Genomic DNA, 15,250 nt, shown 5'->3' with positions numbered 1-15,250 from the left:
TCAGGCACCGCCGTTCTTGCTGACCTTGTCGTAGGCCTTCGAGTCCTTGATATTGTCCGGCGCTCCGTCGCTGGCCGGCGTCCAGTCCGTGAGTTCGGCGTAGGCGACGTAGCGTTCCCGGGCGGAGAACATCGGGTTGCAGGCCGTCATCGTAAGGATCCGGTCTTTGCCCTTGAAGTCGGGAGCGTCCGGCACGGGTGAAAGCACTTCGACGGCATCGGGGAGGATGATGTCGAAGTTGCGGAAAGTGTAAGTATAGAAGCCGTCCTTCGTCTGGACGATGATCTCATCGCCCGGGCGCAGGTTCGCGATCTGGTTGAGCGGCTTGCCGTAGGTCACGCGGTGGCCGGCGATGGAGAAGTTCCCCACCTCACCCGGCATCGCCGAGTTCGGGTAGCGGCCCACACCCATCCGGTTGAGCACGGGTTCGAGGTCGACGCCCTCGGCAACGGTCCGGTAGTAGTCGTCGCCGAAGCGCGGGATGTAGAAGATGCCGAAGGCCTCGTTCTTGCCCACGGGATCGGCGACCACGGGTTCGTCCGGGTCGTCCGGCAGCTCGTTCGGATCCTGGTTAGCCCAGTCCTGGGTGAGTTCGTCGGCGAGCACTTCGTTGTCGCGGTTGGCCTGGATGTCCGTCCACCACAGCTGCCAGACGACGAAGAGGATGAGGACGAGACCGGCCGTGATGCACAGTTCGCCGAAGGTGCGCACGGTCCCGCGGATCGGGCCGAGCGGTTCCTTCTCCACGGGCTGCCGTCGCCGCTGGCGGCGGGTCTGAGGCCGGCTCTGCGGTTGCGGTGCGGCCTGCGGTTGGCGTTGATCTTCGCCGAGGTGGCCGTGCGTCTGCGGTCCACCGTGACCCTGCGGGACCGCGGGCATGGCCTGAGTGGCCTGGCCGTGCTGTTGGCCTTGCGGGTGCTGTTGCGGCTGTTCGTAGACGGGCGGAGCGTCGGAGTAGACGGCGGTCGGTTCGCCCTGGGCCGCGGCGGCTTCGGCTTCCCTGCGTCGCAGCTCGCGTCGGCTGGGCAGCGGCTGATCGCCCGAACCGCCCGCAGACTGACCGGCGGAGTGATCGAGCTGCTGGTCACCGTAGTCAGCTGGAGCCTGCCGTCTCTGAGCAGGACGGATGGTGGGTCGCGAGGGCGGATTCACGCCCGGCTCGTTACCCGAGGAGGAACTATTCACCACTTCTGCTCCGTGACTGTCACTGCATTGTCGGGGGCCGTCGAAGATGACAGGCGGGGACACCCCTATGCACTTTATCCTATGAGAATCGTCGTTCGGGGCGCGCTCGGGGCGCTTTCAGGGTAGTCGGAGTTTTTCACTGTGACCCTCGCCCCGAGTAGACTGGTCTGCGATCGTCCCCAACCATTCATTCGGCGACCCCAACGACGGTCGACCGACAAAGGAGTACTTGTGGCCAAGTCCAATGGACGCCCCCAGCGCACTTCTCGCACTTCGTCGGCGGCCAAGGCGAAGCAGGCCGAATCCGCAGAAGCGGTCGAAGCGACCGAGGTCGACGAACTCGAGACCGAATCGCTCGACACCGAAGTCGCCGAGGCTGCTGACACCGAGTCGGATGCGACGGAGTCTGCTGCGGAGGACCTGAAGGGCGATTCCGCGGATGAGGACGCAGACGCAGAGGACTCTGACGAGGCTTCCGCGAAGGACTCAGCGACCGCGGCCGCAGGGAAGAAGGACAAGGCGTGGAAGGACGAGAAGTCGACCACGAAGTCCGACTCGAACAAGGACGAGAAGTCAGCCAAGGATGCGAAGTCGTCGAAGACTTCGGACTCGAAGACCTCGGCTTCGAAGACTTCTGATTCCAAATCATCCAAGACAGCCGGCTCGAAGGGTGCGGCCGCCAAGCGCACGTCCCGTTCGGGCAATCCCGCCAAGCGCCCGCAGGGCCGCAAGACGGCGAGCTACACCTCGACCTCGGGCCAGCAGACCATCAAGCCCAACCCGAGCTGGTTCCTGCCGGTCCTCATCGGCCTGCTGCTCATCGGCCTGATCTGGCTCGTCACCTTCTACATCACTCAGGGTGCTTTCCCCGTCGAAGCCTGGGGCAACTGGAACATCCTCATCGGCTTCGCCTTCTTCGTGGCGGGTCTGATCATGTCCACACGCTGGCGGTAGCCGACCCCGGCCGCATTCCCTGACGATTGTCTGGTCGATCCGCGGTGATTCTGAGCTCGGAATCACCGCGGATCGACCAGACAATCTGCATTCACTGGTCCCCCACCTGCTCCGACAGCGGCACCCCGGAATCACCAATCCACAAGCGCCGAGTTATACCCAAGCCGGGTGCGTCGCTTGTGGAAAACTTATCTTGGACCTCTGACCAGGATAAACACACGGGTGTAAGTTATCCACGTTGTGGATAGAGCTTGTGGACAAAGAATTTTCCACTGCAGAGTGCACACAAAGCGGCTTTTGTCTGGTAAAAGCCTGACAGCACCTATGCGACTCTGCACTGCAGTCGAAATCGCCGCACTCTGGGACTGAGTCCAAGAACCTCAGCCGAGTTCGGAATCCGAGCTGCGAGCTCAGGGCAGGGCTGAGAGGCCGGCCAGCTTCCACGCTCCGCCGGCTGCCAGGAGCACCACCAGACCGACCGAGGTCGACGCGAATACGAGCGTCCGCAAGCGCTGCGGCCCGAGCAGCCCTGCGCAGCCGAGCACGAACCCGGTGAGCAGACCGCCGAGGTGGGACTCCCAGGACACGCCCGCGACGAGGAATCCGTAGCCGAAGTTGAGCGCGACGAATACGAGCACCCCGGCGATGTTCCGGTCGAGCCGACGGGTCGGGGCCAAGAGGACACCGACGATCGCGAACACTGCACCCGAAGCACCGATATGATGCGTCACCCAATCGACGCCGAGGGGATCGGCCAGCAGGAGCACCATGGCCGAACCACCCGCGGTGCCGATGATGTAGACGGCCAGGAACTTCCAATGCCCCAATGCCCGCTCGACGAAGGATCCGAAGAAGAACAGTCCGATCATGTTCGCCAGCAGATGGAACGGTGAGGGCTCCTCGTGGACGAGAGCGACCGTGAGCACCCGCCACGGCTGTTCGAGCGTGAGTGCGGGAACGAAGCTCAGTCGGCGCAGCAGGTCGAGGCCGGGAATGAGCTCCGCGAGGAACGCCACGATGGTGACGATGAGGAGTGTGCGGGTGATCAGCGGCGGGGATGCAGAGAGGGCCCGGCCGGTTTCCCGTGCCGAGCCCTCCTCAGGTGTGTCCATCACACCATGGTACTCAGTGGTCCTCTACGGACAGTGACTCACTTCGCGGTGACGTCGACCTTCTCGATGACGACCGGCTCGACCGGCTTGTCCATCGCAGCGGTGCGCACACCCTCGATCTCGTCGACGACCCGCTGCGAGGCTTCGTCGGCAACCTCACCGAAGATGGTGTGCTTGCCGTTGAGCCAAGGGGTCTCGGCGGTGGTGATGAAGAACTGCGAGCCGTTGGTGCCGCGTCCCATCTGCTTGCCGGCGTTGGCCATGGCCAGCAGGTACTTGCGGTCGAACTGCAGTTCGGGGTGGATCTCGTCATCGAAGGTGTAGCCGGGTCCGCCGGTGCCGGTGCCCAGCGGGCAGCCGCCCTGGATCATGAAGTTCGAGATGATGCGGTGGAAGCCGAGTCCGTCGTAGAAGGGGCGCTTGGTCGGCTCGCCGGTCGAGGGATCGGTGAACTCACGCTCACCCTGGGCGAGTTCGACGAAGTTGGCCACGGTCTTCGGAGCATGATTGCCGAAGAGGTTGATGGTGATGTCACCGTGGTTGGTGTGCAGGACTGCGGTATGTGTCGAAGCTGTAGTCATGGCTTCATTCTTCCACGCCGAGACGGCGAATGCAGGTTCGCACCAGGTCCATTGCCCAACCTGTCAGGCGATCCGCAGACAATTCGATGACATCCGCTGTCCACAGGGTTGCCCCTAGGCCGTAGACTGGTCAATGATCACCTGACCACCGACATCTAAGGATTGGGAACTGTTTATGTCGAAGAAGCCCACTCGAGATCAGCTCACTTCGAAGCTCGATTCCGCGAAGCAGACGTCGCTCCGAGTCCTGGCAGATGCCAGCGAGAACGCAGCCCCGAAGCTGCGTGAGGCCGCAGACAAGGCTCGCCCCCAGGTCGAGGCGCTGGCCGGCAAGGCTGAAGAGTTCGCTGAGAAGGCGCGTCCGCAGGTCGAAGCTCTGGCCGACAAGGCCAATGATCGGGTCCACGACTGGGCCGACAAGCTCGAGTCCTACCGCCCCGAAGCCACCGAACGCGCCGGCAAGTTCGCATCGAACGCCGCGACTTCGCTGTCCGCTGCCGAGACCCCGAAGCTCATCGATGACCTGGCTGTCCGCCTCACCGGTGACAAGAAGGCCATGAAGAAGGCCCGCAAGGCTCTCGCCAACGCCGGCAAGCGCATCGAGAAGGACACCGCTCGCAAGTCCGGTGGCGGAAAGGCCGCACTTGTGTGGACCCTCGTCATCGGTTCGGCCGCCGGAATCGGCTACTACGTGTGGAAGAAGGCCCAGCCGGTCGAGGATCCCTGGTCGACCCCGCTGCCGAACAACCGTCCCGCCGATGCCCGTCCGGTCGGTTCCACCCCGGCTTCGCGCCAGGCCGCGGCCACCGAGGTCTCTCAGACCGCTGTGCCCTCGACCAAGGCTGAGGCCGCAGACGAGGTCCCCGCACCGAAGCCGGCATCGCAGTCGGCTGAAGGCTCCGACGCCAAGCACTGAGGCACTGACGACTGATCAGTCACGCTGTCCAGTCACCAAGCGAATCCACGGAATCGCATGACTGTCACCGAGGCGGTCCACCTCAATGGTGGGCCGCCTCGGTGTTTCTGTGCGTTTCGACTCCTTCTTGCTACCTGACGGCGGCCCAGCAACCTCGCGCCAGGTTGCTGCGCCGCCGTCAGGTAGCAATTAGGGAGGGGGAGCCTATTCGGGGTCGAGGACCTCGCGCCCGCCGCGCGGGAAGCCTCCAGCTCGGCGGGCGGCCACGAGACCGGTGATCGTGAATGCGAGGGTGGCGGCGAGGATGAGCAGCAGCGGAGCCGTCCACCCGCCGGTCGCGGTGTTGAGCCAACCGGCGAACGGCGGGGCCAAGGTCGCTGCGAGGTAGCCGCCGAACTGCACGCGCGCCGATGCTGACGCAGTCTGGGCGTCGCTGCCGGCGGTACGGGCGATGATCGAGAAGATCGCCGTGAACCCGCCGCCCTGGGCGATTCCGCCGGTGGTCGCCCACAGCCAGTACGCGCCGGGGGCCGCCAGCAGACCCACGGGCAGGGACAGCCAGAGCGCGGCAACGATCGCCACGGGCACCCACGGCTTCGTCTTCACGGCCAGCAACGGCACTCCGAAGGCGCCGAGGATCGCCGCGATCTGGAACAGGGACGCCGTGCCGCCCGCTGCGGTGCGGGCGAGCCCGATCGTGTCGCCGAGGTAGCTCGGCAGCCAGGTCGTCGTCACGTAGTAGGCGGTCGACTGCCCGGAGAACGTGATGATGAGCAGAGCGATGATCACTCGGAAGGAGGCGGGAGCCTCGGCCCACGACTGCTTCGCGGCGGGGGCGGCCGCCTCGGCGAGGGAAGGGTCAGTCGAATCGACGGCCCCCGCGGCAGCGCGGGCGGCTTCCCCCTCCCGGCGCACGCGCACACGGATGAGCACCATCCAGAAACCGAGCCCTGCCAGGGCGAGAACGCCCCATGCGGCCAGAGCCCAGCGCCAACCGAAGGCCGCGGCCAGCGGGCCGGTGCCGATGAGGGTGGCCATCGACCCGACGTTCATCATCGCCGAGTACAGGCCGGTGACCATCGACACCTGTTCCCACGGGACCTCCCGGCGGATGAGCACGGGCACGACGATATTGCCCAGGGTGATCGCGAGGCCGATGATTCCTGTGCCCACGAGCACGAGCCAGGAAGGGCCGACCGACCGCAGAACTGTGCCCAGGAGGACCCCTGACAGACAGGCGAGAACCGTGGCCTCGGCCCCGAGGCGGGTGATGAACTTCCCCGCCAACGGCGTAGCCAGCGCAAACAGCAGAACCGGCAGACCGGTCAGCAGACCGAGTCCGGCCGCGCTGAACCCCGTGCCCTCCTGGACGTCGGGCAGGATCGCCGTCGGCGCGATGATCGGGGTGCGCAGATTGAGGGCGAGGATGACGATGCCCAGAACGATCCAGGGCAGCATCCTCTTCGCGGAGGGCCGGTGAGGCGAACTCACATCCGCTCGGGAACGCGGATGCCGAGCACCCCGAGACCGGCCTGGAGGACCTCGAGCACGATCGCCGAGAGCCGCAGACGGGAGTCCCGCAGCTCTTCGGTCTCGGCGATGAGCACCGGGCACTGCTCGTAGAACGAGGTGAATGCCTGGGCGAGATCGAACAGGTAGGTGCACAGGCGGTGGGGCGTCGACCCGGCGGCCACCTCGGTGACCACATCGGCGAAGCCGAGGATCGACAGTGCCAGCTCACGCTCGGCCGTCTCGCCGAGGCTGATCGCAGCGTTCGCCACCTGGGAGGCATCGACGCCTTCGGCCTCGGCCTTGCGGCCGATCGAGCGGATGCGGGCACCGGCGTACTGGAGGTACGGGGCGGTGTTGCCGATGGGGGCGAGCATCCGGTCGAGGTCGAAGGTGTACGAGGTGTCGTGGGCGACGGAGAGGTCGGCGTACTTGACCGCACCGATGCCGACGATGCGCGCAACCTCATCGGCCTCCTCAGGCCCGAAGTCCACGCTCGACTCTGCCAGGGTCGTCTTCGCCCGGGTCACGGCTTCTTCGAGGAGTTCGGCCAGGCGCAGCGGGGCACCTGAGCGAGTGCGCAGGATCTTGCCGTCGGACCCGAGCACATTGCCGATCTTCACGTGCTCGGGGCTGAAGGTCTCCGGCAGCCAGCCGGCTGCGCGGGCGACGGTGAAGACCATCTCGAAGTGCATGGCCTGCGGGGTGCCGACGACGTAGAGTGCCCGGTTCACACCGAGGTTGATCGCCCGGTTGCGGACGGCCGCGAGGTCGGTCGTGGCGTAGCCGTAGCCGCCGTCGGATTTGCGGATGATGAGCGGCAGGGGTTCGCCCTCTCGGCCGGTGAAGCCTTCGGGGAACACGCACAGCGCTCCATCGGAGATCGTGGCCAGGCCCTTGGCCTCGAGCTCGTCGCAGACCTCGGCGAGCATGTCATTGTAGGTGGACTCTCCGGCGAGGTCGGCGTCGGTGAGGGTGACGTCGAGGAGGGAGTAGATGCGGTTGAAGTACTCGCGGGAGTAGCCGACGAGCGTCGTCCACAGGCCCAGGGTCTCTTCGTCGCCGCCCTGGAGTTTGACGACGCGGGACCGGGAGCGGGTGGCGAAGGCTTCATCTGAGTCGAACTTCGCCCGGGCCGCCTGGTAGAAGGCGTTCGGGTTCTCGGACACTTCGGAGGCCTCGTCGGAGTCGACTCCGACATCGAGGAGGTGCTCGATGAGCATGCCGAAGGGGGTGCCCCAGTCGCCGATGTGGTTCTGGCGGATGACCGCGTTGCCGAGGAATTCGTGGGTGCGGGCCAAGGCGTCGCCGACGACGGTGGTGCGCAGGTGCCCGACGTGCATCTCCTTGGCCACGTTCGGGGCCGAGTAGTCGATGGCGATTTTCTGCGGGGCATCGTTCGCCGGTGCCGCTGCGGCGCCTCCAGCCTCGAGGGTGGAGGCGAGGAATTCCGGGGTGAAGGTGAGGTTGATGAACCCGGGTCCGGAGATCTCCGGGGTCTCGCACACGCCCTCGAGGTCGAGGTTCTCGACGATCTGTCCGGCGATGTCGCGCGGCTTCGACTTCAGTTCCTTGGCCAGCGGCAGGGCCACATTGGCCTGGAAGTCTGCGAACTGGCTGCTGCGGATGACGGGATCGCGCCTTGCGAAGTCCTCACCGAAGGCTTGGGTGAGGGCGGCGGCGAAACGGTCCGTGAGCACAGAAGTCAGAGATGGCATATGCCCATTCTATTGCCGGGTGCAAGTTGCCTGGGCATCGGTTCCGGCCCGCGGTCGCCGCTCAGCCGAGCTTGTAATGTGGGTCACGTGACTTATCTTCGCTATCCCCATATCCAGTCCGATCTCATCACCTTCACCGCCGACGACGATGTCTGGCTCGTTCCCTCCGCCGGCGGCCGCGCCTGGCGGCTGACCTCCGATCATGCGCCGGTCCGGTCACCGAGGATCTCCCCCGACGCAGCGCACGTCACGTTCGTATCCTTCCGCACCGGCCAGCCGGAGCTCATGGTCGCCGAGGTGGCCACCGGGTCCCTGCGTCGGCTCACCTGGTTGGGGTCGAGCGCGATGACGATGCTCGGGTGGGCCGATGCCGCTCATGTCCTCGTCGGTGCGAATGCCGGGGAGTTCGAGGTCCGCAACCATGTCGTTAAGTCCGTGAGCCTCGACGGTGAGGTCGATCGACTGTCGTTCGGTCGTGCTTCGGGACTGGCCCGGCACCACACGGGAGTGACCGCTCTGTCGACGCCGTTCTCCCGTCCGCCCGCGCATTGGAAGCGCTACCGAGGAGGCACCGCACCGAGGCTGTGGCTCGATCGGGTCGGCAATGCGAACGCTGCCGGCATCGGCGATGGGTCCGGAGCCCGGTGGCAGCGGCTGCTGCGCGAGGACGAGGCCTCTCTGACCGACCCGCTGTGGGTCGGCGATTCGCTCGTGTTCACCTCGGATCGGGCCGCGACCTTCCCTCACCATGCCGATGAGCAGGCGAACCTGTGGATCATCGACGGACTGGCCACCTCGGCGAGTTCCGGCAGCTCCGGCGACGCCGCGGTCGAACCGCGCCAACTCACTCACCAGACCGAGGCCGAGGGCTATGTCCGCGACGCGACGACCGACGGCACCCGCATCGTCTGGCACTCCCGTGGGGAGATCAAGATCCTCGACAGCCTCGACGCCGAGGTCCGCACCCTCGCAGTGACTCTGCCGGGCACTCAGGTGCAGCCGCTCAGCCTCGATCCGAAGACCGGGCTCAACCACGTCAGCCCCGACAGAGAAGGCAATGCCTCGGTGGTGGAATGGCGGGGCAAGACCTTCTGGCTCGCCCACCGCGAAGGCCCGGCCCGAGCGCTGTGCGCGGATTCGTCGATCCGCACCCGCGAACCCCTCATCCTCGGGGACACCGGGTTGGCCGCGTACATCACCGATGTCGAAGGGGAGGACGCGATCGAGGTCGCGTCCGTGACCGGGGACAAGCAGCCTCGGCGAATCGGGGCCGGAGCCCTGGGACGGGTCCTGCATCTGAAGGCGGATCCGGCGGGGAAGATGCTCGCCACGATCTCCCACGACGGGTCGATCCGAACCGTCGAGGTGGGCAACGGACGGACGCGTCTGATCGGACATTCGGGCCACGGAGAGGCGCGCAATCCGCGGTTCTCACCCGATGGGAAGTACCTCGTGTGGTCCCAGCCGACGCAGGGTGAGGAGCTGCTCGCGCAGCTGATGATCGCCGAGGTGAAGTCGGATCGCGAGGCCCAGCCGCTGACGACGGGCAAGTTCAATGATTTCTCACCGACGTTCACCCGCGACGGGAAGTTCGTCGCGTTCCTCTCCGATCGCACCTTCGATCCCTCCTACAACCAGCATTCCTTCGATCTGTCGTTCAACGGCGTCACCCGACCGTGGCTGCTGCCCTTGGCCGCCGATGAGCCCGCACCGTTCGGGCCGAGCGCCGGCGGATGGGCGATCAGCGAGGTCACCGAAGAGGCGAAGACCGAACGTGGGCGCGGGGACAAACCGGCCGCCACCGTCGAGGTCGAACTCGAGGGTGCCGAGGAGCGCATCGTGCCGTTCCCGGTCGCCTCGGGGGTCTTCCGGGATCTCGAATCCGCCGACGGTGGTCTCGTCTGGCTGCGCACCGGCGACGTCGAAGCCGGTGAGCTCGGCACCGGACAGGCCGGAGATGCCGGTGACAAACCCGCCGAGGTGGTCCAGTACTTCGACTTCGCCAAGCGGAAGGTCACCACCGTCGTCGACAAGGCCGACGAGTATGAGATCTCCGGAGACGGCAAGCTGCTCGTCGTGCGCCGCGACGACGCGATCAGCGTGGTCCCGGCGAACCGGAAGGTCGAGGCCGACGATGATGACAACATCTCCGTCGATATCTCGCGTCTGCGGTTCGAACTCGACCGCCGGGCCGAATGGCTGCAGATGTTCGAAGAGAACTCCCGGATCATGCGCGACCACTATTGGCGCGAGGACATGAACGGGGTGAACTGGGAGTCGGCGACGCTGCGCTGGCGCGCCGTGGCCGCGAAGGCCCTGACTCACGACGACCTCGTCGACGTACTGTGGGAGACCGTGGGCGAACTCAACACCTCCCACGCCTACGTCAGTCCGTCGTCTGGACCGGGCGATGGGTCGAAGAAGCTCGGATTCCTCGGTGCGGATCTTGAGCGGAGGCCTGAGGGTTGGACGATCTCTCGCATCCTTCCCGGTGAGAGCAGTGAACCGGGGGCGAGGTCGCCGCTGCGCCAGGCCGGAGTCGGAGCGCAGCCCGGCGACGTCATCGTGGCTGTCAACGGTCAGCCCGTCGACGAGGCGGCCGGTCCCGCCGCTCATCTGCAGGGGGCCGCGGACACGATCGTCGAGCTGACTCTGCGCCGCGGCCGCAAGGACCGCACGGTCGCCGTCATTCCGCTGCCCAGCGAGGAGAAGCTGCGCTATCAGGATTGGGTGCGCTCCCGCCGCGAGTACGTGGCCGAGAAGTCCGACGGCCGCATCGGCTATGTGCATATCCCGGACATGACCTCCTACGGGTGGGCGCAGATGCACCGGGATCTGCGACAGGCCATGGCCTGCGAGGGCGTCATCGCCGATGTGCGATTCAACCGAGGCGGGCACACGAGCGCTCTGGTGGCCGAGCGCTTCGCCGATCAGGTGGTTGCCTGGGGTGCGGCTCGCAGCTACGACCAGATGGACCGGGACCCCGAGGATGCTCCGCGCGGCCCGGTGGTGTTCGTGGCAAATGAGTTCTCCGGCTCCGACGGCGACATCATCAACGCGCGTGTGCAGGCCAAGGGCATCGGCCCGGTAATCGGCGTGCGCACGTGGGGCGGTGTCGTCGGCATCGACGGTCGATACGATCTCGTCGACGGCACCGGAGTGACGCAGCCGCGCTATGCCTTCTGGATCGAGGGCAAGGGCTGGAGTGTGGAGAACTACGGCGTCGACCCGGATATCGAGGTCGAGCACGATCCCGGTCAGCTCTTCGCCGCCGACGATCCACAGCTCGACCGTGCCATCACCGAGGTGTTCGCCGAGCTGGAGGCCCGGCCCGCCGCGCAGGCGCCGGAGTTCCCGCCCCCACGCGTGCAGCCGCTGAAGAAGGACGGATCCGGGCGCCCGACGCTCCTGCCGAGGACTGATCTCCCGCCAGCCCCATCACCTGCCAGTAGGGTCCGGTTCGGCCACCTCGTGGGGAGTCATCGGGTCCTGATCCAGTCATCGGGAGAAAACTCGATGACTGGATCAGAACCCGATGACGAACCGAACGAAACTCGATGCGTGCCGGGCTCTATCGCTCGGTCGGGATGAGGGCCCACATGGCGAAGGCGAGCAGCACGAAGCCTGAGATGACGCCGCTGATGACGGGGATGAACGCCGGAGCCGCCGCGAAGAAGGCAATGAACCCGCCGGTTCCGCAGAGGGTGACGACGGTGGCGAGCACATGGAAGCGGTCGAGCCCGAACACCCAGCCGAGCGCGAAGAAATGAGTGCCGACGACCACCGCCACCCACGCCACGCCGAGTTCCGGATGGCCGAGGCTCGCCAGCAGGCGGGTTCCGGCGAACAGGAGAACCGCCTCGATGAGCACGATGATCCAGTAAGCGCGACCGAACGGGGGTTCCCGACGACCGCGTTCCCCAGATTCGCCGAGGCGGCCGCCACCACCACGTTTCCGCAGCAGTCCGCGAACCGCGAGGACCGCGATGCCGACGAACACGATGACGCCGACCGCGATGACGAGTGTGCGCCCCAGGGTCGAGAACTGGACGGTGTTGATGATGAGGAACAGCAGCCCGAAGCCGGCGCCGATGAGCGCCCCGATCTCCGCACCGGCGGCTGTCTGCCTGCCCCTCGGTGACATCGAGCTGTTCGGCCCAGGTTCTACCGCGGTCATCGTCGTCCGTCTCTCGTCGTCATCGGCACCCTTGCCGGCAACATTCTTCCACCGGTGCACCGGCGCTCCGATGCGGACTGACGAAACTCGGCGAACTCACAAGAATCTTCCGGCAACGCGATTCTTGACCGCATTCATGAACTGATGTTCACCAGGTGTGAACCTAGATTCATTCTTCGTTCGAGGAGGCAACGATGCCAGCCTGCACCAGCCCGACTCAGCATGCCGCACCCACGGATTTCGACGACATCCTCTACATCGTGGAAGAGACCTGCGCAGTGACGACACCAAGGCGACCTACGTCTCGGACGTCTGCGCTTCAGCGGGCGCGATCGGCCAGGGTGTTCGTACCGACAGCCGTCAAGTGCAGCTGCCGTCAGGAACAGCTGTCGACGAGAGCGGCAGAGGAAGAGGGCACTGCCGCTGTATTCGCGTCGTAGACTCGAAGGGAAGCGAGCGAAAGGAGCGTCAGCCGATGTCCGAGAAGAAGAGCTCAGCCAAGAGCAGCGCACCCGTGGTCCAGGTCCGCCGCATCTACGACGAAGCGCAGACGTCCGATGGGACCCGAGTTCTGGTCGATCGGGTCTGGCCGCGCGGAGTGAGCAAGGACACGGCCGAACTCGACGAGTGGGTCAAGGACATCGCGCCCTCGACCGAGCTGCGCAAGTGGTACTCCCACGACCCGGAGAAGTTCGACGAGTTCGCTCGCCGCTTCCGCGAGGAACTGAAGAACGATGATGCCGAGAAGGCCCTCGATGAGCTGCGGGAGCTCGCACAGAAGGGGACTCTCACCCTGCTCACCGCGGCCAAGCGCGACGACATCAGCCAGGCCACCGTGCTCGCCGAGATCCTCAATGACGGCAAGAAGACGACTGGAAAGAAATCCGGAAGGAAGACGACCGGGACCACCAAGTCCGGAAGCAAGAAGTCGAGCTCCAAAAAGGGCGGCGAATGAGCGAGATCAGCCCTGACACCTGCGACCGGACTGATGTCCTCGCCGGCGGCTGCTCCGAATGCGGCTTCACCGTCGGCGCCAGCGGCTTCTCCATCGCCGGGGCGCCCAATGCCCGGGTCTTCCAGATCGCGACTCAAACGCCGACCATGGCCGCCAGCGGCCTGCTAGTCCCAGCGGGACTCAGCTCAGAGTCCCGGCCGGCTGCAGCCGTTCGCGCACGTCCTTCCACGGCTTGTCCCAGGACATGTCCTCCGGCAGCAGCACTTGACCGCAGGCGCTGCACACCTCGCCCTGGGTAGTCTCGGCGCCGCAGGCTTCGTGGATGAGTCCCATATGGCCTCCGCCGGCAGGCAGTTCGGTGTGCTTCTCTGCCCACAGCGACAGCTGCTGCAGGATCGGCAGCAGATCGGCGGCGGCCTCCGTAGCCGCATAGCCCTGCCGGATCCGCGCCCCATCGGCGTAGTCGACCTTCGTCAGCAGCCCGGCCCCAAGCATTCCGGACAACCGCCGGCTGAGCACGGCTTCGGAGATTCCGAGATTCTCACGCAGCTGGTCGAAACGCCCCCGACCGTGGAGGACGTCGCGGACGATGAGCAGCACCCACGGATCGCCGAGCACATCGAGCGACCGCTTCACCGGACAGAACTCCTGCGACCAATCCGAACGCAAAGCCATCTCGACTACCTTTCTTCGACGAAGTCTGCTTATACTTCCTCCAGTATAACTTCTTTGAAGAAAGCCCGAGGGCTCGATGTCGACCACTCCACCCGCGCAGCGGAAGCATCGCCGCATCCACACCGCCTGGTGGGTCGCTGCCGTCGCCTTCATCGCCCTGCTCGCCGCCGCCGGATTCCGGGCTGCTCCCGCAGCGCTCATGGTTCCGCTCCATGCGGACTTCGGGTGGTCGATGAGCAGCATGTCCCTGGCCGTGAGCGTGAATCTGCTGCTCTACGGGCTCACGGCCCCCTTCGCAGCGGCACTCATGGATCGCTTCGGCATCCGCCAGGTTGTCGCCGCGGCTCTGGCTCTCGTCGCCCTCGGTGCCGGAGGCAGCGTGCTCATGACCGCCTCCTGGCAGCTGCTCCTCTTCTGGGGAGTGCTCATCGGGCTGGGCACCGGTTCGATGGCCCTCGTCTTCGCCGCCACCATCGCCGACCGCTGGTTCCTCGCCCGTCGCGGGCTGGTCATGGGTATCCTCACTGCCGGATCGGCCACCGGTCAGCTGATCTTCCTGCCGCCGGTCGCCACGATCGCCGAATCCACCGGATGGAAGCCGGCATCCCTGCTCATCGGCATCGCGGCGATGGCCGCCGTGCCGCTGGTCTGGTTCGTCCTCCGTGATCATCCCTCGGACCTGGGCGTCCTGCCCTACGGTGCGCCTGATGCGAGCACGGATCGCCCGACCGACCCCGACGACGCGACCGAACCTGAGGTCGACACCCCGACCACGGCAGAGTCCGCCCCGACCACGCCCGCCGAACGCCGCGGCACCGGCGCCACCCAACGCGCCTTCACAGGGCTCTTCTTCGCCGCTCGTCATCGCTCGTTCTGGGCTCTGGCCATCGCCTTCGCCATCTGCGGCGCAACGACGAACGGCCTCATCGGCATCCACTTCATCCCCTCGGCCCACGACCATGGGATGCCCGCCTCGACGGCGGCCGGCCTGCTCGCGGTCGTCGGGATCTTCGACATCGTGGGCACCGTGTTCTCCGGCTGGCTGACCGACAGATTCGATCCCCGGATCCTCCTCGTCGCGTACTACACGTTCCGCGGGGTCGGCCTGCTGCTCCTGCCCTGGCTGCTCTCGGACACGGTGCATCCGAGCATGATCCTCTTCATCGTCGTATACGGCCTCGACTGGGTCGCGACGGTCCCGCCGACGGCCGCGCTGTGCCGGGAGATCTTCGGCGACAACGGCACCATCGTCTTCGGCTGGGTCTTCGCCGCCCATCAGATCGGCGCCGCCGCCGCTGCCTTCGCTGCCGGCGCCGTTCGTGACGCCTTCGGTGAGTACACCTATGCCTGGTGGGGCGGGGCCGCCATGTGCGTCATCGCCGCGGTCCTGTCGTTCGCGGTCAGACGCCGTCTGATCGATGATCGAAAGGAACCCACCATCGCCGAGGCGGCCGCGTAGCCCAGCTCA

12 protein-coding genes are annotated in these 15,250 nt (G+C 66.1%); 5 read left to right on the top strand and 7 right to left on the bottom strand.

The annotated features are described in order from the left end of the window. A complete protein-coding gene (locus LJ362_RS00155; protein ID WP_264800174.1) occupies positions 1 to 1,152 on the bottom strand; it encodes a class E sortase in 1,152 nt (383 codons plus the stop codon). A gap of 264 nt (positions 1,153 to 1,416) precedes the next feature. Here LJ362_RS00155 and LJ362_RS00150 point away from each other — a divergent pair, with 264 nt between their 5' ends. Further along, the gene (locus LJ362_RS00150) at positions 1,417 to 2,139 is read left to right on the top strand and encodes a cell division protein CrgA (RefSeq protein WP_264800173.1); all 723 of its coding nucleotides are present in this window, start codon (positions 1,417 to 1,419) and stop codon (positions 2,137 to 2,139) included. 410 nt (positions 2,140 to 2,549) lie between these two features. Here LJ362_RS00150 and LJ362_RS00145 read toward each other — a convergent pair whose 3' ends face one another. Together LJ362_RS00145 and LJ362_RS00140 are read right to left on the bottom strand one after the other, a co-directional pair. After that, positions 2,550 to 3,251: a rhomboid family intramembrane serine protease gene (locus tag LJ362_RS00145; protein ID WP_264800172.1), complete on the bottom strand. Its 702-nt coding sequence runs from the start codon at positions 3,249 to 3,251 to the stop codon at positions 2,550 to 2,552. 38 nt (positions 3,252 to 3,289) lie between these two features. Continuing rightward, positions 3,290 to 3,832, bottom strand: coding sequence for a peptidylprolyl isomerase (locus tag LJ362_RS00140; RefSeq protein WP_173155180.1), 543 nt, complete (start codon positions 3,830 to 3,832; stop codon positions 3,290 to 3,292). 175 nt (positions 3,833 to 4,007) lie between these two features. Between LJ362_RS00140 and LJ362_RS00135 the strand changes: the two genes are divergently transcribed. Then, positions 4,008 to 4,748 carry a hypothetical protein gene (locus tag LJ362_RS00135; protein WP_264800171.1) on the top strand — a complete coding sequence of 247 codons (741 nt, stop codon included), beginning with the start codon at positions 4,008 to 4,010 and terminating at the stop codon, positions 4,746 to 4,748. Positions 4,749 to 4,952: 204 nt separating this feature from the next. Here the strand turns inward: LJ362_RS00135 and LJ362_RS00130 are convergent, their stop codons facing one another. Further along, complete coding sequence (locus LJ362_RS00130; RefSeq protein WP_320109138.1) at positions 4,953 to 6,239, bottom strand: CynX/NimT family MFS transporter; 1,287 nt, start codon at positions 6,237 to 6,239, stop codon at positions 4,953 to 4,955. Beyond that, positions 6,236 to 7,975, bottom strand: coding sequence for an arginine--tRNA ligase (gene argS, locus LJ362_RS00125; RefSeq protein ID WP_264800170.1), 1,740 nt, complete (start codon positions 7,973 to 7,975; stop codon positions 6,236 to 6,238). Before argS ends, LJ362_RS00130 begins: the two co-directional genes overlap by 4 nt. Before the next feature lie 87 nt (positions 7,976 to 8,062). Here argS and LJ362_RS00120 point away from each other — a divergent pair, with 87 nt between their 5' ends. Then, on the top strand, positions 8,063 to 11,566 hold the full coding sequence (locus LJ362_RS00120; protein ID WP_264800169.1) for a S41 family peptidase: 3,504 nt from the start codon (positions 8,063 to 8,065) through the stop codon (positions 11,564 to 11,566). Here LJ362_RS00120 and LJ362_RS00115 read toward each other — a convergent pair. Next, a complete protein-coding gene (locus tag LJ362_RS00115) occupies positions 11,547 to 12,212 on the bottom strand; it encodes a hypothetical protein (protein ID WP_264800168.1) in 666 nt (221 codons plus the stop codon). The genes LJ362_RS00120 and LJ362_RS00115 overlap by 20 nt on opposite strands. A gap of 415 nt (positions 12,213 to 12,627) precedes the next feature. On the opposite strand from LJ362_RS00115, the gene LJ362_RS00110 reads away from it, so the two are divergent. Then, on the top strand, positions 12,628 to 13,107 hold the full coding sequence (locus LJ362_RS00110; protein ID WP_320109137.1) for a DUF488 domain-containing protein: 480 nt from the start codon (positions 12,628 to 12,630) through the stop codon (positions 13,105 to 13,107). Between the two features lie 180 nt (positions 13,108 to 13,287). On the opposite strand, the gene LJ362_RS00105 is transcribed toward LJ362_RS00110, so the two are convergent. After that, positions 13,288 to 13,782 (bottom strand): winged helix-turn-helix transcriptional regulator, encoded by a 495-nt coding sequence (locus tag LJ362_RS00105; protein ID WP_181271217.1) that lies wholly within the window; start codon positions 13,780 to 13,782, stop codon positions 13,288 to 13,290. 76 nt (positions 13,783 to 13,858) lie between these two features. Between LJ362_RS00105 and LJ362_RS00100 the strand changes: the two genes are divergently transcribed. Continuing rightward, positions 13,859 to 15,241, top strand: coding sequence for an MFS transporter (locus tag LJ362_RS00100; protein WP_264800167.1), 1,383 nt, complete (start codon positions 13,859 to 13,861; stop codon positions 15,239 to 15,241). Positions 15,242 to 15,250 lie beyond the last annotated feature (9 nt).

It is taken from the genome of Brevibacterium sp. JSBI002 (assembly GCF_026013965.1).
Lineage (GTDB): Bacteria > Actinomycetota > Actinomycetes > Actinomycetales > Brevibacteriaceae > Brevibacterium.
The sequence above is the reverse complement of the archived record's forward strand: the minus strand, read 5'-3'. Positions and strand labels throughout refer to the sequence as shown.